Source organism: Roseateles sp. FW301-B2 (assembly GCF_058788955.1).
Map to the genome: position 1 here is coordinate 142,207 of NZ_JBYTBE010000006.1, position 18,970 is coordinate 161,176.

Here is an 18,970-nt window from a genome sequence, read left to right on the forward strand (position 1 = left end):
GCGGGCCGGCTTACTGCAGCGGCTCGCCCTTACCGCTCTCCAGCCAGAGCTGGAGCTGGTCGGCCATCATGGGCTTGGCGAACAGATAACCCTGGCCCTCGTGGCAGCCCAGGGTCTGCAGGTATTGGCACTGCTCTTCGGTCTCAATGCCCTCGGCGATCACGCGCATGCCCAGGCCGCGGCCCAGGTTCACCACCATTTGCGCAATGGTGGAGCCAGCATTGCTGCTCTGGGCCTCGCGCACGAAGGCGCGGTCGATCTTGAGCCGCTCCACGTCCAGCTGGCGCAGCTGGCTCAGCGAGGAGAAGCCGGTGCCGAAGTCGTCGATCGCCACCGAGGCGCCGGTGCTGCGGATGTCCGCCAGCACGCGCAGCACCAGGGAGATGTCTTCCATCGCCATCGATTCGGTGATCTCCAGTTCCAGGCTGGTGCCCGGCACGCCGCTGTCTTCCAGCGCCGCCTTGACGGTCTGGATGAAGAGCGGATGGCGGAACTGCGCCAGCGAGATGTTCACCGCCATGCGGAAGTCCTGATAACCCAGGTCGCGCAGATGCTTGAGCTGGAAGCAGGCGGTGCGCAGCACGAAGTCGCCGATGCTGATGATCAGCCCGGATTGCTCGGCCAGCGGGATGAACTGGTCCGGCGGCACGAACTGGCCCTCGGCGGTGCGCCAGCGCAGCAGCGCCTCGGCGCCCAGCGGCTGGCGGCTCACCAGATCCACCTGGGGCTGGTAGACCACGAACAGGCGGCGTTCCTCGAAACCGGCACGCAGGCCCTTCAGCAGCTTGAAGCGCTCGCGCGCGTCGGTGCCCATGGCGGCGGAGAAATACTGCGAGGAGCCGCGGTGCTGCTGCTTGGCGCGCTTGAGCGCGATCTGGGCATCCAGCAGCAGTTCCGAGCCCACCGAATTCGACTCGGTCAGGCGCACGAGGCCGGTGGTGGCCGAGAGCTGCAGGCGTTCGCCCGCCACCGTGAAGGGCTCGGCAAACAGGTTGCGGATGTTGTCGCCATTGACCAGATGGTTCGGGCCCATCAGGCCGAAGGCATCGGCCGCCACGCGCGCCATCGAGGTGTTGAAGCCGAGCTGGTCCGCCAGGCGTGACACCACGGCCTGCAGGACCTGGTCGCCGAAGCGGTGGCCGAAGGCGTCGTTGACGTCGGAGAAGTCGTCCAGGTCGATCAGCGCCAGCGTGATGCCGTCGGGATGCTTGAGGTTCTGCTCCAGCAGCTCGATGAAACGGGTGCGATTGGGCAGGTGCAGCAGCTGGTCGTTGTAGGCCTGGTCGATCAGCTGCGAATACAGCACCACGTTCTCGAAGCCCACCGCGATGTTGGAGCAGAAGGCGCGCAGCAGCTGCTGGTCGAGCTCGTCCAGGGGGCGGCCCACGTCCACCATGGCCGCCAGGGCGCGACCGTTGGAGAGACCGAAATAGAGGCAGGTGCAGCCGTCTTCGTAGATGTTCTGGCGCTCGCTGAGGCAGCGCGTGAGGATGTGCCTGACCTTGGTGACCTGCACCGCGCCCAGCGGGCAGTTGATCAGGCTGCTGAACTGGCCGGCGGCGGCGACGATGCGCGACTGATCGTCCACATCGGCGCTCGAGCGCGCGCACACCAGGCCCTCGGGCAGGATGCCCAGCAGGGCGCAGAGCTGGGTCACCACGCCCTCGGCAAAGCGCTGCAGGCCCTGCAGCCGGCTCAGCTCGGTGCTGGCCTCGACGATCAGCTCCAGGCCCTTGCGGTTGCTTTCCAGCGCGCGGATCTGCCGGTAGGAGCGGATCGCGGCGGTGAGCACGGTGTAGAGCCGCGTGCGCGTCAGTTCCGACTTGGTCTTGTAGTCGTTGATGTCGTAGGTCTGCACCGTCTCGATCTCGGGCGCATAGCCGGGCTGGCCGGTGCGCAGCACGATGCGCACCGCGCGCAGCTTGAGATCGTCGCGGATGAAGCGCACCAGCTGCAGGCCGGCGTCTTCCGATTCCATCACCACGTCCAGCAGCACCACCGCCAGATCGGGCTCGGCGCTCAGCACCTGGCGCGCCTGCGCGGCCGATTCGGCGTGCAGAAAGGACAGCGGCTGGCCCTCCACCTGCAGGCCCTGCATGGCCAGCTCGGTGGCCTTGTGCACATCGGCGTCGTCGTCGACGATCAGGATGCGCCAGGGCTGTTGCTCGTGCGCGGGTATCTCGTCGTGATGCTCGGGACCGTCCAGGAATTCCAGCAGGTCGTCATCGCCTGGGGCGAGCTCTGCGCTGTTGGACATCTGGCTTTCCGACATTTATTCAACCTTGGGGGTGGTGAGGCGGACAAGTACGAGCACGCCGTAGCTTGCCTCAAGCCCAGCCTTTGCGCCACTATGGACCGCACCGACAGGCTCGATCGTGGCGATCAAGCGGGTGTTGAGGCGCTTCTTCAAGGCTTTGGTCATAGGTCTTTGTCTGCTAGCCGGACTGTAGCCCAAGCCGGCGCCTCCCTGTGTCCAGGGAGGGACAGGCCTTACCCTGATCTGCAGCGCTGCGAGCACAATGCTGGCATTCGTTCACACGGAGATGAGGCATGAGCAGCCCCGCAACTGATGATGGTGCCGGCAGCGGCCTGAAGCCTGCGCTGCAGCGCTTGGGCGGCCATCTGCTGGAACTGCTGCAGCTGCGCCTGGAACTGCTGGGCACCGAGCTCGAGGCCGAGAAGCTGCGCCTGGTCTCGGCCCTGGTGACGGCCCTGCTGGCCGTGATGCTGGTGACGGCGGCGGTGGTGATGCTGAGCCTGGCCCTGCTGCTGCTGAGCCCCGAGGGCTGGCGTTGGGCGGTGGCGCTGGGGCTGTGCCTGGTGTATGCCGGCCTGGGCTACGCCATGCTGGGGCGGGCGCGCGACCGGCTGCAGAGCCCCGACGGGGTGTTCGCCGCCAGCGCCGCCGAACTGGCGCGCGACCGCGACGCCCTGGGGGGCTCGTCATCATGATCTGGCGCGATGCCGAACAGACGCTGCGCCTGCGCCAGCTGGAGTTGCGCATGCGCAGCGCCACGCTGCGGGGCGATCTGCAGACCGATGTGCGCGAGCTGGTGCGGCCGCTGGGCTGGATGCCCTGGGCCTGGCGCGGCCTGCGCCTGCTGCGCGGCCTGCCACCGCCCTGGCGGGCGGCGGCCACCGGCCTGGGGGTGGCCGGTGTGGTGCTGATGCTGCGCCGCCCGGCCAAGGTGGCCGGCCTGCTGGGCCTGCTGAAGACGGGCTTGCAGGCGCTCAGGCTGTGGCGTGCCTGGCAGGCGCAGCCAGCCGAAACGCCGGCGGAGCCACCGCCCCAGCCCTGATCAGCCGCTGCTCAGCGTTTGGGCGGCTTGGCCGTGCCCGGCCTGGCGGCGGGGCGCGCCGGCTTGGCTCCGGTGTCGCGCGGCGGCAGTCCGGTGTGCTGGGTCAAGATCTGACCCTTGCGCGGCGCCGTGCCGGCGGGCTTGGCCGTCGGTTTGGCGCTACAGGGTTTCACCGGCGTCGAGTTCTTGCGGCGCGCGCTCTCGTAGCTGCCATCCGTCATCGGCTGGTAGGTCGGGATCAGGTGGTGCTTGCCGTTGCCGATCAGATCGGCCCGACCCATCGCCTGTAGGGCCTCGCGCAGCAACGGCCAGTTGTTGGCATCGTGGTAGCGCAGGAAGGCCTTGTGCAGGCGGCGGCGGCGCTCGCCGCGCACGATGTCCACCGTCTCGCTGTCGCGCGTGACCTTCTTCAGCGGATTCTTGCTGGTGTGGTACATCGCCGTGGCGGTGGCCATCGGGCTGGGGTAGAAGGTCTGCACCTGGTCGGCGCGGAAGCCGTTCTTCTTCAGCCACACCGCCAGATTCATCATGTCTTCGTCGGCGGTGCCGGGGTGGGCGGCGATGAAGTAGGGGATCAGGTACTGCTTCTTGCCGGCTTCCTCGCTGGCCTGCTCGAACAGCTGCTTGAACTTGTCGTAGGTGCCGATGCCCGGCTTCATCATCTTGGACAGCGGCCCGCCCTCGGTGTGCTCGGGCGCGATCTTCAGGTAACCGCCCACATGGTGGGTCACCAGCTCCTTGATGTACTCGGGCGACTTGATCGCCAGGTCGTAGCGCAGGCCCGAGCCGATCAGGATCTTCTTCACGCCCTTGAGCGCGCGGGCGCGCCGGTACATCTGGATCAGCGGGCCGTGGTCGGTCTGCAGGTTCTGGCAGATGCCGGGGTAGACGCAGCTGGGCTTGCGGCAGGCGGCCTCGATCTCGGGGCTCTTGCAGCCGATGCGGTACATGTTGGCGGTGGGGCCGCCGAGGTCGGACACCACGCCGGTGAAGCCCTTGACCTTGTCGCGCATCTCCTCAATCTCGCGGATCACCGAGTCTTCCGAGCGGCTCTGGATGATGCGGCCCTCATGCTCGGTGATGGAGCAGAAGGTGCAGCCGCCGAAGCAGCCGCGCATGATGTTGACGCTGAAGCGGATCATCTCCCAGGCCGGGATCTTGGTCGCGCCATCATGACCGCCATGCTCGTCCGCATAGCGCGGGTGCGGCGCGCGGGCGTAGTTCAGGTCGAACACATGGTCCATCTCGGCGGTGCTGAGCGGGATGGGCGGCGGGTTGATCCAGAGGTCACGCTCGCCGTGCTTCTGCACCAGGGCGCGTGCGTTGCCGGGGTTGGTCTCCAGATGCAGCACGCGATTGGCATGCGCATAGAGCACCGGGTCGCTCTTCACCTGTTCGTAGGCCGGCAGCCGTATCACGGTCTGTTCGCGCGGGGGCAGGGCCATCTTGCCGCTGCGGTGGATGGTGATCGGCTTCGGCGCGTCGGGGGCGGTGGCGCTGTCGCAGGTCTCCTGCGCGATCTCCTGGTAGGGGCTGATCAGCTCGTCCACGCGGCCGGGCAGGTCCACCGAGCTGGAATCCAGCTCGAACCAGCCGGCGGCCGTCGGGTCGTTGGTGCGGCGCATGAAGGCGGTGCCGCGCACATCGGTGATGCTCTCGATGGGCTTGCGTTGCGCCAGCCGGTGGGCAATCTCGACGATCGCCCGTTCGGCGTTGCCGTACACCAGCAGATCGGCCTTGGCGTCCACCAGGATGGAGCGGCGCACCTTGTCGCTCCAGTAGTCGTAATGGGCGATGCGGCGCAGCGAGGCCTCGATGCCGCCGATCACCACCGGCACATCGTTCCAGGCCTCCTTGCAGCGCTGGGTGTAGACCAGGGTGGCGCGGTCCGGCCGCTTGCCCGCCTCGCCGCCGGGCGTGTAGGCGTCATCACTGCGGATCTTGCGATCGGCGGTGTAGCGGTTGATCATCGAATCCATATTGCCGGCCGCTACGCCGAAGAACAGGTTCGGCTTGCCCAGCACCTTGAAGGGATCGGCGCTCTGCCAATCGGGCTGCGCGATGATGCCGACGCGAAAGCCCTGCGCCTCCAGCGTGCGGCCGATCACCGCCATGCCGAAGCTGGGATGGTCCACATAGGCGTCGCCGGTGACGATGATGATGTCGCAGGAATCCCAGCCCAGCTGTTCCATCTCGGCCCGGCTCATCGGCAGGAAGGGCGCCACGCCAAAGCGCTTGGCCCAGAACGGGCGATAGGCCGTCAGGGCCTTGGAGGCTTTGGGCGGGGTAATGGCGGGATGGGCGGACACGGCAGGGCTTTCAGATCAATCGGGCGCGGGCAACCCGCGATTGTCCCTTGACTCGGCACAAACCCGAACCCTCCCGACGAAGGCCCAGGGCGTGAAAGGTCATTCGGCGTGGCTTTGTGCCGCGCGCCGGCAAATGCCGGCCTGGCCCAGGCGGGCCCGTTCCTCGGCGCTCATGGGCGGCAGCAGGGCGCTGCCGCTTTGCGCCAGGCTGGTCAGAAAGCCCTCCACGCTGGCCTGGCCCACCTGCATCAGGTCGAAGGACTCGGGGTCCATGATCCATTGGTGGATCAGCCCGTCCACCAGGGCCACCAGGGCGATCGCGGCGAGGCGGGTGTCCATCGCCTTGGGCAACTGGCCCAGGGCCACCGCATGGTCGAACGCGGCCTGGTTCTGCGCGCGCCAGTCGCGGTGGGCGCTGAGCTTGCGGTCCTTCAGGGCCTGCAGCTCGCCGGTGTACTCCACCTTCTGCATCGCGATCTCGAACACGCGCCGGGTGCGCTCGTTGTGCATGGCCGAGTAGAAGACGTTCACCAGGCCCCAGCGCAGCTCGGCCAGGCTCAGCTGCGGCGAGGCCTCGCTCGTCATGCTCATGCCTTCTTCCAGCGGCATGGCGGCGCGTTCCATCATGGCGTCGAAGAGTTCGGCCTTGTCCTCGAAGTGCCAATAGATGGCGCCGCGCGTCAGGCCGGCGGCCTGCGCGATATCCTGCAGCGAGGTGTGTGAAACCCCGTGCTGATGGAAGAGCTGCTCCGCCGCGTCGAGCAGGCGGTGGCGTGTCTCCATTGCTTCTTGCTTGGTTTTCCTGGCCATGGTGTAGGGATTTTAGGTCAAGAAACATACATACGCGAATGTATGTTTATACTCCGCCCCATCCCCATGTCGAAAACCGACGCGCCGTTCGTCGTTGTTCTACCGAGTTGCAGAGAGGAATCCCATCGTGATGCCAGTCCAAGAAGAAGCAGTAACAGTCGCCGCAACATCCTCATCCGGCGCTGGCCTGCGTGCCCGCGCCCTTTACCTGCTGCCCCTGGTGGTGGCGGTGGCCGCGGCGCTCAGCGCCTGCGGTGGCGCTGAAAAGGCCGCCGGCGCGGGTGGCGGTGGCATGCCGCCGCCGGCCCCGGTGGGCGTGCTGAAGGCCGAGTTGCAGGCGGTGGCGCTGCAGACCGAGCTACCGGGCCGCGTGGAGGCCCAGCGCACCGCCCAGGTGCGGGCGCGCGTGAACGGCGTGGTGCTGAGGCGCCTGTTCACGGAGGGCAGCGAGGTCAAGGCCGGCCAGCCGCTGTTCCAGATCGATCCGGCCCCCTACCAGGCCGCGCTGGAAAGCGCCCAGGCCAGCCTGGCCAAGGCCCAGGCCAATCTGGCCCAGGCGGCGGCCCAGGCCGAACGCAACAAGCCCCTGGTGGATGCCAAGGCGATCAGCCAGCAGGAATACCTGAGCTCGGTGGCGGCCGCCAAGTCCGCCGAGGCCGATGTGGCCGCCGCCAAGGCCGCGATCCAGACCGCCAAGCTGAATGTGGACTACGCCCATGTGACGGCGCCGATCTCCGGCCGCATCGGCCGTGCCCTGGTGACCGAGGGCGCGCTGGTGAGCGCCGCCGAGGCCACCCAGCTGGCGCTGATCCAGCAGACCTCCAGCGTCTACGTGAACTTCACCCAGAGCGCCAACGAGGTGCAGCAGCTGCGCGCCGCGCTGGCCAAGGGCCAACTGCGCTCGGCCGGCGCCCAGGCGGCGCAGGTGCGCATTGCCCTGGACGATGGCAGCGAGCTGGCCAAGCCCGGCAAATTGCTCTTCACCGACCTGAGCGTGGATGCCAGCTCCGGCCAGGTGCTCCTGCGCGCCGAGGTGCCGAACAACGAGGGTCAGCTCTTGCCCGGCCAATATGTGCGCGTGCGCCTGGCGCAGGCCGAGCTGCCCGCCGGCATCCTGCTGCCGCAGCAGGCGGTCAAGCGCAGCAACCAGGGCGACTCGGTGCTGATCGTCGGCGCCGGCAACAAGCCCGAGCCGCGCATGGTCAAGGTGGGCGCGGCCCAGGGCAACCAATGGGTGGTGCTGGACGGCCTCAAGCCGGGCGATCAAGTCATCGTCGACGGTTTCCAGAAGATGTTCGTGCCCGGCGCGCCGGTGACGCCGGTGCCGTGGGTGCCCAACGCAGCAGCAGCACCGGCCTCCGCCGCCAGCCGCTAAGCCGAGGAGGCACCACACATGTCACGTTTCTTCATTGACAGGCCGGTGTTCGCCTGGGTGATCGCCTTGTTCATCCTGGTGTTCGGCGCGGTCTCCATCACCAAGCTGCCGGTGGCGCAGTACCCCACGGTGGCGCCGCCATCGCTGGTCATCAGCACCGCCTACCCGGGCGCATCGGCCAAGACCCTGGACGAGAGCGTCGTCTCGGTGATCGAGCAGGAGCTCAATGGCGCGCCCGGCCTGGCCTATATGGAATCGGTCAGCCAGGCCAACGGCACCGGCGCCATCACCGTCACCTTCGAGCCCGGCACGAATATCGACCTGGCCCAGGTCGAGATCCAGAACCGCCTCGGCCGCGCCACGCCGCGCCTGCCCGCCCAGGTGGTGCAGCAGGGCGTGCGCGTGGACAAGTCGCGCAGCAACTTCCTGCTCTTCGTCACGCTCTCCAGCAAGAACGGCACGCTGGACCCGGTGGCCCTGGGTGACTATGCCTCGCGCAACATCATCCCCGAGCTGCAGCGCCTGCCCGGCATCGGCCAGGCCCAGCTGTTCGGTACCGAGCGCGCCATGCGCATCTGGCTGGACCCGGCCAAGCTGCTGTCCTTCAACATCAGCCCGGCCGAGGTGAATGCCGCCATCCGCGCGCAGAACGCGCTGGTGCCGGCGGGCTCGATCGGCGAGCTGCCCAATCTCTCCAGCCAGACCATGTCGGCCACGGTGGTGGTGAAGGGCCAGCTCGAGACGGTGGACCAGTTCCGCAACATCGTGCTGCGCGCCAATACCGACGGCTCCAGCGTGCGCCTCAAGGACGTGGCGCGCATCGAGCTGGGTGGCCAGAGCTATGGCTCCTATTCGCGCCTGGACGGCAAGCCCAGCACCGGCATCGGCATCCAGCTGGCCCCCAGCGGCAACGCCCTGGCCTCGGCCACCGCGGTGAAGGAGCGCATGCTGGAACTGGAGCGCTACTTCCCCGAGGGCGTGAACTACGCGATCCCCTACGACTCGTCCAAGTTCGTGAAGATCTCCATCAGCCAGGTGGTCGAGACACTGGTCGAGGCCGTTGTGCTGGTGTTCCTGGTGATGTTCCTGTTCCTGCAGAACTGGCGCTACACCCTGATCCCCACCATCGTGGTGCCGGTGGCGCTGCTGGGCACCTTTGCCATCATGTTGTGGATGGGCTTCTCCATCAACGTGCTGACGTTGTTCGGCATGGTGCTGGCGATCGGCATCCTGGTCGACGATGCCATCGTGGTGGTGGAGAACGTCGAGCGCATCATGAACGAGGAGGGGCTGCCGCCCCTGCAGGCCACGCGCAAGGCGATGAGCCAGATCTCGGGCGCCATCATCGGCATCACCGTGGTGCTGGTGTCGGTGTTCGTGCCGATGGCCTTCTTCGCCGGCTCGGTGGGCAATATCTACCGCCAGTTCTCGCTGGCCATGGTGGCCTCGATGCTGCTGTCGGCGCTGATGGCGCTGACGCTCACGCCGGCGCTGTGCGCCACCCTGCTGAAGCCGGTGCAGGCCGGCCATGCGCACGCCAAGACCGGCTTCTTCGGCTGGTTCAACCGCGGCTTCGCGCGCACCGCCAAGGGCTATGAGGGCTGGGTGGCCAAGCTGCTGAAGAAGAGCGGCCGCATGCTGATCGTGTATGGCGTGGTGGTGGCGGCCGTGGGCCTGCTCTACACCCGCATGCCCACCTCCTTCCTGCCCAACGAAGACCAGGGCTACCTGATCGTCAATGTGCAGCTGCCCCCGGGTGCGACGGCCAGCCGCACCGAGGCGGCCGTCAAGCAGGTGGAAGACTTCATGCTCAAGCAGCCCGAGGTGCAGCACACCGTGGGCGTGATCGGCTTCTCCTTCTCGGGCCAGGGCCAGAACGCCGCGCTGGTGTTCGTGCCGCTCAAGCCCTGGGAGGAGCGCGTCGGCCCGCAGCACAGTGCCTCGGCGCTGGCCGGCCGCGCCTTCGGCGCCATGATGGCGGTGCGCGATGCCTTCATCTTCCCGCTCTCGCCCCCGCCCATCCCCGAGCTGGGCACGGCCACCGGCTTTGCCCTGCGCCTGCAGGACCGCGCCGGCCTCGGCCACGAGGCGCTGCTGAACGCGCGCAACCAGCTGATGGGCATGGCCAGCCAGAGCAAGCTCATCACCGGCATGCGCCCCGACGGCCTGGAAGACGCCCCCCAGCTGCAGCTGGACATCGACCGCGAGAAGGCCAACGCCCTGGGCGTCAGCTACGACGCGATCGCCGCGGTGATCGGCACCCAGCTGGGCTCGGCCTATGTGAACGACTTCCCCAGCAGCGGCCGCCTGCAGCGCGTGGTGGTGCAGGCCGATGCCGCCGCCCGCATGCAGCCCGAGGACCTGCTGCGCCTGAACGTCAGCAATGCCAAGGGCCAGGGCGTGCCGCTGTCGGCCTTTGCCCGCACCCACTGGATCACCGGCCAGATGCAGGCCACGCGCTACAACGGCTATCCGGCCATGCGCCTGGCCGGCGACGCCGCGCCCGGTGCATCCACCGGCGCGGCCATGGCCGAGCTGGAGCAGATGGTCAATCAGCTGCCGCCTGGCATCGGCTATGAGTGGACCGGCCTGTCGCGCGAGGAAAAGCTCTCGGGCTCGCAAGCCACCATCCTGCTCGCCTTCTCGCTGCTGGCGGTGTTCCTGTGCCTGGCGGCGCTGTACGAGAGCTGGTCGATCCCGCTCTCGGTGCTGCTGGTGGTGCCGCTGGGTCTGCTGGGTGCGCTGGCCGGTGCCAGCCTGCGCGGCATGCCCAACGACGTCTACTTCAAGGTGGGCCTGATCACCATCATCGGTCTGTCGGCCAAGAACGCCATCCTGATCATCGAGTTCGCGAAGGACTTGCAGGCCGAGGGCAAGGGCCTGATCGAGGCCATCCTGGAAGCCTGCCATCTGCGCTTCCGCCCCATCATCATGACCTCGATGGCCTTCATCCTGGGCGTGACGCCGCTGTTCTTCGCCACCGGCGCGGGCTCGGCCAGCCAGCGTGCCATCGGTACCGGCGTGCTGTCCGGCATGATCTCGGCCACGGTGTTGGCGGTGATCTTCGTGCCGGTGTTCTTCCTGGTGGTGCGACGCATCTTCAAGGGCAGCGACCGGCAGCGGCGGCTGTATGCGCATGAGGCGGCAATGAGTGAAGCCAGCAACACGACGGAGGGCCGCTGAGATGAGCAAGCAAATCTTGACCTTGAGTGTCCTCATGGCCGCGGCCCTGAGCGGCTGCGTGAATCTGGCGCCCGAGCATCAGCGCCCCGCCGCACCAGTGGCGCAGTCCTGGGCCCAGCCCAGCCAGGGCCCCGAGGCGGCCGCGCAACTGGACTGGCAGCGCTATTACGCTGACGCGCGGCTGCGCAAGCTGATCGAGCTGGCGCTGCAGAACAACCGCGACCTGCGCGTCGCCCTGCTGAATATGGAGCAGGCACGGGCGCTGGCGCGCGTCAGTGCCGCGAACCAGCTGCCCACCGTGGGCGTCGGCCTGGCCAGCTCGCGCCAGCCCGGCAAGGACGACACCATCACCAGCAGCTACCAGGCCGGCCTGCAGATCAGCGCCTATGAGCTGGATCTGTTCGGCAAGCTGCGCAACCAGAGCGACGCGGCCACGCAGCGCTACCTCGCCAGCGCCGAGGGCGCGCGCGCGGCCCAGCTGAGCCTGGTGGCCGCGGTGGCCGCTGCCCATCTGGGCCTGCAGGCGGACGAAGAGCTGCTGCAGCTGGCGCGCCAGACCCTGGCGACGCGCGAGGACAGCCATCGCCTCTTCAAGCTGCGCTTCGACAACGGCGCCGCCTCCAGCCTGGATCTGGCCGGCGCGGCCTCGGCGCTCGAGGCCGCGCGCGCGGCCGTGGCGCAGGCCGAACGCCAGCGCGCCCAGGACGAGAACGCCCTGGTGCTGCTGCTCGGCCAGCCCCTGCCGGCCGATCTGCCGGCAGGTCAGGCCCTGGCCGCGCAGCAGCTCGCCGAGCTGCCGGCCGGCCTGCCCTCCGAAGTGCTGGTGCAGCGGCCCGATGTGCTGCAGGCCGAGAGCCTGCTGCGCGCCGCCAATGCCAATATCGGCGCGGCGCGTGCGGCCTTCTTCCCCAGCATCACGCTCACCACCAGCCTCGGCACGGCCAGCTCGGAGCTCGACGGCCTGTTCAAGAACACCGCCTGGAGCTTTGCCTCGCAACTGCTCTTGCCGATCTTCGACAGCGGCCGCAACGAAGCCAACCTGGCCTCGGCCAAGGCGGCGCGCGAGATCGCGGTGGCGCAGTACGAAAAGAGCGTGCAGAGCGCCTTCCGCGAGGTGGCCGACGCGCTGGCGGGCCGGGCCACGCTGGGCGAGCAGGCGCGCGCCCAGGATGCGCAGGCCGCGGCCGAGGCCGAGCGTCTGCGACTGGTGGAGCTGCGTTTTGCCAACGGCGCCTCCAGCTCGCTGGAGCTGCTGGACGCCCAGCGCGCCAGCTTCGCGGCGCGCCAGGCGGCGCTGCAGGTGCGCCTGGCGCAGCTGGTCAACGGCGTGCAGCTCTACAAGGCGCTGGGCGGTGGCGTGGCGCTGCCAGGCAAGACCTGACCCCCAGGTTCTTCCGCTGCAAAGCAAAAGGGCGGCTCCGCAAGGAGTCGCCCTTTTTGTTGGCAAGGCGCCGAGGCGTCTTAATGGAGTTTGCTGACCCAGGCCACGCCCTCGCGGGTGGCATAGGCGATCGCGGCGCGTTGCGTGGCAAAGCGCGGCGTGAAGCGCATCACGCGGTCATGGCTGGCCATGCCCTGGCCGGAGCGGATCGATACCGAGGCTGCGAAGCCGCCGTCATGGGTGGGTTTGGTGAAAGGTGAGACAAGGAAACGCCCCACCTCAATGCTTTTTTTCGTTTGCATAGTCTTTTGAGGTGTGCGCCTTGATGCCGTCCCTGTGGCGTGAGCGAATAGGGAAACCGTCTTGGCGCGGATTGCGATAAAGGGATTTGGTGCCATGCACCGGGTTGGCAACCAGCTTTGCTGGCGCCGCTGCGCATCGGGTCGCGCAGATGAGTGACACGGGTCACCGCATTCAATCGCAAGACAGATGTTGTTGGGTCAACGCTGCTTGCGGATAGAGACCCTGGCTTGCACCAGGGTCCCAGCCTTCCCAGGCTGAGTTCAGAGGCCGGGCGGAGCTCGAAAGATCCGCCAGGCCCCGTGAATTACACGCCGCGGATGTTGGCGGCTTGCAGGCCCTTGGGGCCTTGCTTCACTTCGAACTCGACCTTTTGGTTTTCGGCCAGGGTGCGGAAGCCGCCGTTGTTGCGGATTTCGCTGTGGTGGGCGAACAGGTCCTTGGTGCCGTCATCGGGGGTGATGAAACCAAAGCCCTTGCCGTCGTCGAACCACTTCACGGTACCGGTTTGCATAGTCGTCATGATCTGTTCCTTAGGAAACTATTGAAAAACACTCCGCGACCACATGGCCTGCGGAGACAGAAACACTCAAGAACAGTCAAACGGGGAGTTAAAACTGGAGCGAGCCTGGCGCGACGAATGAAGCGAACGTACGGCGGGGCTGCAGATTGAAGACCTTGAAGAAACGGTCTTGTGCGTATCTATGCTGCCGAATGTACCACAGTTACTCGGTTCACCCTAACGAAGTTTCACGGCCGCCTCTACTTGGCCCCCAGTCCCTGGGATTGGGAGCGGCCGGGAATGCTGTTGAAATGCGCCTCATCCAACAAGACTCGCAGGGGCGGCAGCACGGTGGTGATGGCGACAACAAGGCATTGCATATGGCTGGCCATGCTGCTGCCGGCGCTGCTGCATGCCGCCCCCGATGAGGATCTGCTGGGGCGCCAGCAGGGCTATCCGCTCGGTACCGCCAGCGATTGGTTCAGCAATGAAGCGGTGCGCGTGGGCTCCTTCAGCAACCAGGGCGCGATCGCGGGCATCCTGAATGGGCCGGTGCACCAATTGCCGGCCAGCGAGCAGCCGCTGCGGCTGCCGCGCGCGGCCAGCGAGCCGGCGCTGCGCTGGCTGGCGGACGATGGCGTCGAGCGCGACGTCAGCGCCTACCTGGCGCGCCAGCGCGTGATGGGCCTGATGATCGTGAAGGACGGCGTGGTGCAGCTCGAGCGCTATCAGTACGAGCGCGGGCCCGAGCACCGCTTTGTCTCGCACTCGATGGCCAAGTCCATCGTTGCGCTGGCGGTGGGGCTGGCGCTGCAGGAGGGCAAGCTGCGCTCGCTGGACGATACGGCAGAGCGTTATGCGCCGGGCCTGGCCGACACCCTGTACGGCCAGACCAGCTTGCGCAATCTGCTGCGCATGGCCTCGGGCGTGCGGTTCGAGGAGCGCTACGACGGCCAGGACGATCTGGCCCGCTATGGCCGCGCCGCCAGCCGCGAGGGTCTGGAGGCCGCCGCCAGCCAGATCAACCAGCGCATCGCGCCGCAGGGCACGCGCTTTCACTACGCCAGCACCGAGACGGTGATGCTGGCGGCGGCGCTGCGCGGCGCCACCGGCCAGTCCTTGAGCGACTACCTTGGCCCGCGGCTGTGGCAGGCGATGGGCGCCGAGCAGAGCGCGCTGTGGCGCGCCGACCGCACCGGCCTGGAGGCTGCGGCGGGCAACTTCAACGCCACGCTGGGCGACTACGCGCGCCTGGGCGTGCTGCTGGCCAACGATGGCCGGCGCCCCGACAACGGCCAGCAAATCATCCCGGCGCGCTTTCTGCGTGAGGCCACCGACTGGCACCTGCATGCGCCGGCCTTCCAGCCCGGCCGCGCCAGCCCCTACTTCGGCTATGGCTACCAGTTCTGGACCTTCCCGGGCAACTCGCGCCGCTTTGCGATGCTGGGCGTGTTCGGCCAGATGATGCTGATCGATCCGGCCCTCAAGCTGGTGATGGTGCAGCTGGCGGCCGACGCCAAGCCCTTGGCCGGCAGCACCAGCATGGCCCATGAGGCGCTGGCGCTGTGGCAGGGCCTGCTGCGCTTCTACCAGCCCTGAGCCGGCCGCTCAGGCCAGCCCCACCAGCTTGGCCAGCATCTCGCTGGCGCTGCTGGCGCCGACCTTGCGGATGATGCGGGCGCGGTGGCCGTCGATGGTACGCGGGCTGATGCCCAAGAGGCGCGCGATCTGCTTGGTGCTCTGGCCGGCGGCCAGCTGGCGCACGATCTCGCGCTCGCGCGCCGTCAGGTCCACGGTGACGGCGCGGCGCGCCGAGATGTCCTCGAACATCCAGACTGCGCAGGCAAAAGGCTGATCGCGGCGCAGCGAACGCCCGGCCGCATGCACCCAGAACAGCCGGCCGCTGCGGTGTTTCATGATGCGCTCGTCGCTGTAGCGGCCGGTCTCCAGCATCACGTTGAAACCCTGCGCGCCGATGTGCTCGAACTCGGACTCCGAGGGGTAGAGGCAGGCCATCGAGCGGCCCGCCAGCTCGGCGGGCTGGTAGCCGAACATCTCGGCGAAGGCGTCGTTGCAGCGCTGGATGCCGCGTTCGCGCGTCACGCACAGGCCCACGGGAGCGAGGTCGAAGGCGAGGTTGAGATCGGCGTCGGCGCTCGGTTCGGCACTGGCGTCGCTGGCGGGCATGGGGGCAGTCCTGAGGTAGTTGTACGTGTTTCGCGGGCGCGGCGCTGTTCCTATAGTCGCGCCGAACATCACTAGGAGCATGGCATGGCAGTGTGCATCGTTGGTTGGGCCCACAGCAAGTTTGGGCGTCTGGACGGCCTGGATCTCGAGCAGCTGATCGGCGGCGTGACGCAGGGCGCGCTGGCGGATGCGGGTCTCGGCGGTGCCGAGGTCGACGGCATCTGGCTCGGTCAGCTCAACGGCGGCTTCGTGCCCGAGATCTTTGCCTCCTCCCTGCCCATGCAGGCCAACGCGGCGCTGCGCTGGGCCCCGGCCACGCGGCTGGAGAATGCCTGCGCCTCCGGTGCTGCGGCGCTGTATGCGGCGGCCGACGCGATCGAGGCCGGCCGCGCCCGCATCGCCCTGGTGGTGGGGGCCGAGAAGATGACGGCGGTCTCGGGCGCCGAGGTCACGCGCGTCCTGGGCAATGCCTCCTATGTGCCCGAGGAGGCCAGCCAGGGCCTGAGCTTTCCCGGCATCTTCGGTCGCATCGCCCAGGCCTATTTCGAGCGCCACGGCGATCACGGCGCGGTGCTGGCCCGCATCGCCGCCAAGAACCACGCCAACGGCGTGCGCAACCCCTGGGCGCAGATGCGCAAGGACCTGGGCTTCGAGTTCTGCAACGAAGTCTCCGAGCGCAACCCATTGATCGCGGCGCCGCTGCGCAAGACCGATTGCTCGCTGGTCTCGGACGGGGCGGCCGCGCTGGTGCTGGTGGATGCCAGCCTGGCACGCCAGTTCAGGCGCGCGGTGGCGCTGCGCAGCCGCGTGCAGGTGAACGATTTCCTGCCGCTCTCGCGGCGCGACCCGCTCGCCTTCGAGGGCCCGCGCCGCGCCTGGGCACAGGCCCTGCAGCAGGCCGGCATCGGCGTGCGCGATCTCTCCTTCGCCGAGGTGCACGACTGCTTCACGATCGCCGAGCTGCTCAGCTACGAGGCCATGGGCCTGGCGCCGCCCGGGCAGGGCGCCCGCGTGCTGGACGAAGGCCTGGTGATGGCCGATGGCGCGCTGCCGGTGAATGCCTCGGGCGGGCTCAAGGCCAAGGGCCACCCGATCGGCGCCACCGGCGTCTCCATGCATGTGCTGGCCGCCATGCAGCTGGTGGGCGAGGCGGGCGAGATGCAGTTGCCGCAGCCGCGCCTGGGCGGCGTCTTCAATATGGGTGGCTCGGCGGTGGCCAACTACGTCAGCGTGCTGGAGCGGGTGCAATGAACCTGGCCAGCCTGCTGCAGCGCAGCGCGCTGCTTCACCCGGAGCGGCCGGCCCTGCTGCACGGCGACGAGCTGCTGGTTCGCTATGGCGAGTTGGCCGACCGGGTGGCTCGCCTGGCGCATGGCCTGAGCCAGGGCTGCGGCCTGCGGCCGGGTGCGCGCGTGGCGCTCTATATGAGCAACCACCCGGCCTATCTGGAGCTGCTCTATGCGGCCTGGTGGGCGGGGCTGGCGGTGGTGCCGGTGAATGCCAAGCTGCACGCCAAGGAGCTCGCCTACATCGTGCAGGACGCCGGCGCCGAGGCCTTGTTCGTGAGTGCCGATCTGGGCGCCTCGCTGCAGCCCGAGCTGGCCAGCATGCCGGGCCTGCGCATGCTCTGCTGCCCCGACGAGGCCGCCTATGCCGCGCTGCTGGCCCATGAGCCGGCGCCCATGCAGGCGCGCGCCCCCGACGATCTGGCCTGGCTGTTCTACACCTCGGGCACCACCGGCCGACCCAAGGGCGTGATGCAGACGCACCGCAATCTGCTCGCCATGACGGCCTGCTATTTCATCGACGTGGATGCGGTCGAGGCCGAGGACGTGATCGTCTATGCGGCGCCGATGTCGCATGGCGCCGGGCTCTACAACTTCGCCTTCGTCGCCAGGGCCGCGCGCCATGTGGTGCCGCGCTCGGGCGGCTTCGATGTGGCCGAGCTGCAGGCGCTTTCGCAGCGGCTGGGGCGGCTGTGCTTCTTCGCCGCCCCCACCATGGTGAAGCGCCTGGTCGAGCATCTGCAGGCCAGCGACGGCGATGCTTCGGGCTACAAGACCATCGTCTATGGCGGCGGCCCCATGTATGTGCAGGACATCCGGCGCGCGCTGGCCCTGATGGGGCCGCGCTTCGTGCAGATCTATGGCCAGGGTGAGTCGCCCATGACCATCACCGCGCTGGCCCGCGCACAGCTGGCCGACCGCGACCATCCCGACTGGCTCGCCCGCCTGGCCTCGGTGGGGGTGGCGCAAAGCCTGGTGGAGGTGCGCGTGGCGGACGAGCAGGGCAATGCGCTGCCGGCCGGCGCGACCGGCGAGGTGCTGGTGCGCGGCGACACCGTGATGGCCGGCTACTGGCGGCAGCCCGAGGCCACGGCCCAGGCCCTGCGCGGTGGCTGGCTCTGGACCGGCGACATGGGCGCGCTCGATGCCCAGGGCTTTCTGACCCTGAAGGACCGCTCCAAGGACCTCATCATCAGCGGCGGCTCCAACATCTACCCGCGCGAGGTCGAGGAGGTGCTGCTGCGCTGCGCCGGCGTGCGCGAGGTGGCGGTGGTGGGCCAGGCGGATGCCGAATGGGGCGAGATCGTGGTGGCCTTTGTCGCGCCCGAGGCCGGCGCGCAACTGGACGCCGCCGCGCTGGATGCGCAATGCCTGCAGGCCCTGGCGCGTTTCAAGCGACCCAAGCGCTATCTGTTCGTCGATGCGCTGCCCAAGAACCATTACGGCAAGGTGCTGAAGACGGCGCTGCGCCAGCAACTCAAGAAGGACGACGAGACATGACATTGCACGACCGTACCGCCCTGGTGACCGGGGCCACCCAGGGCATAGGCCTGGCGATTGCACGCTGCCTGGCCGAAGCCGGCGCGGACCTGGTGCTGCATGGCATCGAGCCGCAGGCGCAGGGCGATGCGGTGGCCGCCGAACTGGCCAGCGCCACGGGGCGCCGCACCGCCTATGTGCGCGCCGATCTGGGCGATGCCCAGGCGGCCGCGGGCCTGCTTGCCGCCGCCAGCGCGGCGCTGGCCGCGCCCGACATCCTGGTCAACAACGCCGGCATCCAGCACACCTGCGGCATTGCGGAATTTCCTGCCGAGCGCTGGGACGCCATCCTGGCGGTCAATCTGAGCGCGGCCTTCCACACCATGAAGGCGGCGGTGCCGCGGATGCGCGCGCGCGGCTGGGGCCGCATCGTCAACATCGCCTCGGTGCATGGCCTGGTGGCCTCGGTCAACAAGGCCGCCTACCTGGCTGCCAAGCATGGGCTGGTGGGCCTGTCCAAGGGCGTGGCGCTGGAGACCGCGGCCGAGGGCATCACGGTCAACTGCATCTGCCCGGGCTGGACCGACACCGCCATCATCCAGCCGCAGATTGAGGCGCGCGCCGCCGCCCTGGGCGGCGACCGCCAGGCCGGCATCCGCGAACTGCTGCGCGAGAAACAGCCCAACCTGACCCTGCTGCCGCCGCAGCGCATCGGCGAGGTAGCGGTGTTCCTGTGCAGTGAGGCGGCCGCCGGCATCACCGGCGTGGCCCTGCCGGTGGACGGCGGCTGGACGGCGCAATGAGCCGCGTCAGCTGTCTGAAACACAGGCATCGACTGAAAATTGGACAGCGATTTGCG

General features: G+C 68.3%; 15 protein-coding genes. 9 read left to right on the forward strand and 6 right to left on the reverse strand.

Annotation, left to right across the window (positions count from 1 at the left end; all coding sequences use genetic code 11):
• Window positions 1-10: 10 nt before the first annotated feature.
• Window positions 11-2,257, reverse strand: a complete 2,247-nt coding sequence (locus AC3WQY_RS06595; protein WP_285233735.1) for a putative bifunctional diguanylate cyclase/phosphodiesterase — start codon at window positions 2,255-2,257, stop codon at window positions 11-13.
• 15 nt (window positions 2,258-2,272) lie between these two features.
• Window positions 2,273-2,422: a hypothetical protein gene (locus tag AC3WQY_RS06600; RefSeq protein WP_492706838.1), complete on the reverse strand. Its 150-nt coding sequence runs from the start codon at window positions 2,420-2,422 to the stop codon at window positions 2,273-2,275.
• Between the two features lie 128 nt (window positions 2,423-2,550).
• Between AC3WQY_RS06600 and AC3WQY_RS06605 the strand changes: the two genes are divergently transcribed.
• Window positions 2,551-2,952: a phage holin family protein gene (locus AC3WQY_RS06605; RefSeq protein WP_492706839.1), complete on the forward strand. Its 402-nt coding sequence runs from the start codon at window positions 2,551-2,553 to the stop codon at window positions 2,950-2,952.
• On the forward strand, window positions 2,949-3,299 hold the full coding sequence (locus AC3WQY_RS06610) for a hypothetical protein (protein ID WP_492706840.1): 351 nt from the start codon (window positions 2,949-2,951) through the stop codon (window positions 3,297-3,299). Before AC3WQY_RS06605 ends, AC3WQY_RS06610 begins: the two co-directional genes overlap by 4 nt.
• Window positions 3,300-3,310: 11 nt before the next feature.
• Here AC3WQY_RS06610 and AC3WQY_RS06615 read toward each other — a convergent pair whose 3' ends face one another.
• Entirely contained in the window at window positions 3,311-5,608 is a 2,298-nt protein-coding gene (locus tag AC3WQY_RS06615; RefSeq protein WP_492706841.1) for a YgiQ family radical SAM protein, read from the reverse strand.
• A gap of 99 nt (window positions 5,609-5,707) precedes the next feature.
• On the reverse strand, window positions 5,708-6,391 hold the full coding sequence (locus AC3WQY_RS06620) for a TetR family transcriptional regulator (RefSeq protein WP_285233731.1): 684 nt from the start codon (window positions 6,389-6,391) through the stop codon (window positions 5,708-5,710).
• A 157-nt stretch (window positions 6,392-6,548) separates the two neighbouring features.
• Between AC3WQY_RS06620 and AC3WQY_RS06625 the strand changes: the two genes are divergently transcribed.
• The 3 genes from AC3WQY_RS06625 to AC3WQY_RS06635 are packed head-to-tail and all read left to right on the forward strand — an operon-like array spanning window position 6,549 to window position 12,357.
• Entirely contained in the window at window positions 6,549-7,793 is a 1,245-nt protein-coding gene (locus AC3WQY_RS06625) for an efflux RND transporter periplasmic adaptor subunit (protein WP_492706892.1), read from the forward strand.
• Between the two features lie 18 nt (window positions 7,794-7,811).
• A complete protein-coding gene (locus AC3WQY_RS06630) occupies window positions 7,812-10,976 on the forward strand; it encodes an efflux RND transporter permease subunit (RefSeq protein ID WP_492706844.1) in 3,165 nt (1,054 codons plus the stop codon).
• Window position 10,977: 1 nt separating this feature from the next.
• Window positions 10,978-12,357 carry an efflux transporter outer membrane subunit gene (locus AC3WQY_RS06635; protein WP_492706846.1) on the forward strand — a complete coding sequence of 460 codons (1,380 nt, stop codon included), beginning with the start codon at window positions 10,978-10,980 and terminating at the stop codon, window positions 12,355-12,357.
• A gap of 607 nt (window positions 12,358-12,964) precedes the next feature.
• On the opposite strand, the gene AC3WQY_RS06640 is transcribed toward AC3WQY_RS06635, so the two are convergent.
• Window positions 12,965-13,171 carry a cold-shock protein gene (locus tag AC3WQY_RS06640; RefSeq protein WP_285235527.1) on the reverse strand — a complete coding sequence of 69 codons (207 nt, stop codon included), beginning with the start codon at window positions 13,169-13,171 and terminating at the stop codon, window positions 12,965-12,967.
• A 288-nt stretch (window positions 13,172-13,459) separates the two neighbouring features.
• Between AC3WQY_RS06640 and AC3WQY_RS06645 the strand changes: the two genes are divergently transcribed.
• Complete coding sequence (locus tag AC3WQY_RS06645; protein ID WP_492706848.1) at window positions 13,460-14,758, forward strand: serine hydrolase domain-containing protein; 1,299 nt, start codon at window positions 13,460-13,462, stop codon at window positions 14,756-14,758.
• 9 nt (window positions 14,759-14,767) lie between these two features.
• Here the strand turns inward: AC3WQY_RS06645 and AC3WQY_RS06650 are convergent, their stop codons facing one another.
• Entirely contained in the window at window positions 14,768-15,346 is a 579-nt protein-coding gene (locus AC3WQY_RS06650) for a LuxR C-terminal-related transcriptional regulator (RefSeq protein WP_492706850.1), read from the reverse strand.
• An 84-nt stretch (window positions 15,347-15,430) separates the two neighbouring features.
• On the opposite strand from AC3WQY_RS06650, the gene AC3WQY_RS06655 reads away from it, so the two are divergent.
• From AC3WQY_RS06655 to AC3WQY_RS06665, 3 genes are read left to right on the forward strand one after another with little or no spacing between them, the layout of a single operon-like run.
• On the forward strand, window positions 15,431-16,597 hold the full coding sequence (locus AC3WQY_RS06655) for an acetyl-CoA acetyltransferase (protein ID WP_492706852.1): 1,167 nt from the start codon (window positions 15,431-15,433) through the stop codon (window positions 16,595-16,597).
• A complete protein-coding gene (locus AC3WQY_RS06660) occupies window positions 16,594-18,132 on the forward strand; it encodes an AMP-binding protein (RefSeq protein WP_492706854.1) in 1,539 nt (512 codons plus the stop codon). The genes AC3WQY_RS06655 and AC3WQY_RS06660 overlap by 4 nt, the downstream gene beginning before the upstream one ends.
• Window positions 18,129-18,914 (forward strand): 3-hydroxybutyrate dehydrogenase, encoded by a 786-nt coding sequence (locus tag AC3WQY_RS06665; RefSeq protein ID WP_492706856.1) that lies wholly within the window; start codon window positions 18,129-18,131, stop codon window positions 18,912-18,914. Before AC3WQY_RS06660 ends, AC3WQY_RS06665 begins: the two co-directional genes overlap by 4 nt.
• Window positions 18,915-18,970 lie beyond the last annotated feature (56 nt).

Coding starts and splice junctions, on each gene's coding strand:
- AC3WQY_RS06645 (WP_492706848.1), top strand. CDS start 13,460: ATGCTGTTGAAATGCGCCTCATCCAACAAGACTCGCAGGGGCGGCAGC.
- AC3WQY_RS06605 (WP_492706839.1), top strand. CDS start 2,551: ATGAGCAGCCCCGCAACTGATGATGGTGCCGGCAGCGGCCTGAAGCCT.
- AC3WQY_RS06635 (WP_492706846.1), top strand. CDS start 10,978: ATGAGCAAGCAAATCTTGACCTTGAGTGTCCTCATGGCCGCGGCCCTG.
- AC3WQY_RS06655 (WP_492706852.1), top strand. CDS start 15,431: ATGGCAGTGTGCATCGTTGGTTGGGCCCACAGCAAGTTTGGGCGTCTG.
- AC3WQY_RS06610 (WP_492706840.1), top strand. CDS start 2,949: ATGATCTGGCGCGATGCCGAACAGACGCTGCGCCTGCGCCAGCTGGAG.
- AC3WQY_RS06650 (WP_492706850.1), bottom strand. CDS start 15,346: ATGCCCGCCAGCGACGCCAGTGCCGAACCGAGCGCCGACGCCGATCTC.
- AC3WQY_RS06595 (WP_285233735.1), bottom strand. CDS start 2,257: ATGTCCAACAGCGCAGAGCTCGCCCCAGGCGATGACGACCTGCTGGAA.
- AC3WQY_RS06620 (WP_285233731.1), bottom strand. CDS start 6,391: ATGGAGACACGCCACCGCCTGCTCGACGCGGCGGAGCAGCTCTTCCAT.
- AC3WQY_RS06625 (WP_492706892.1), top strand. CDS start 6,549: ATGCCAGTCCAAGAAGAAGCAGTAACAGTCGCCGCAACATCCTCATCC.
- AC3WQY_RS06660 (WP_492706854.1), top strand. CDS start 16,594: ATGAACCTGGCCAGCCTGCTGCAGCGCAGCGCGCTGCTTCACCCGGAG.
- AC3WQY_RS06665 (WP_492706856.1), top strand. CDS start 18,129: ATGACATTGCACGACCGTACCGCCCTGGTGACCGGGGCCACCCAGGGC.
- AC3WQY_RS06630 (WP_492706844.1), top strand. CDS start 7,812: ATGTCACGTTTCTTCATTGACAGGCCGGTGTTCGCCTGGGTGATCGCC.
- AC3WQY_RS06640 (WP_285235527.1), bottom strand. CDS start 13,171: ATGCAAACCGGTACCGTGAAGTGGTTCGACGACGGCAAGGGCTTTGGT.
- AC3WQY_RS06600 (WP_492706838.1), bottom strand. CDS start 2,422: ATGACCAAAGCCTTGAAGAAGCGCCTCAACACCCGCTTGATCGCCACG.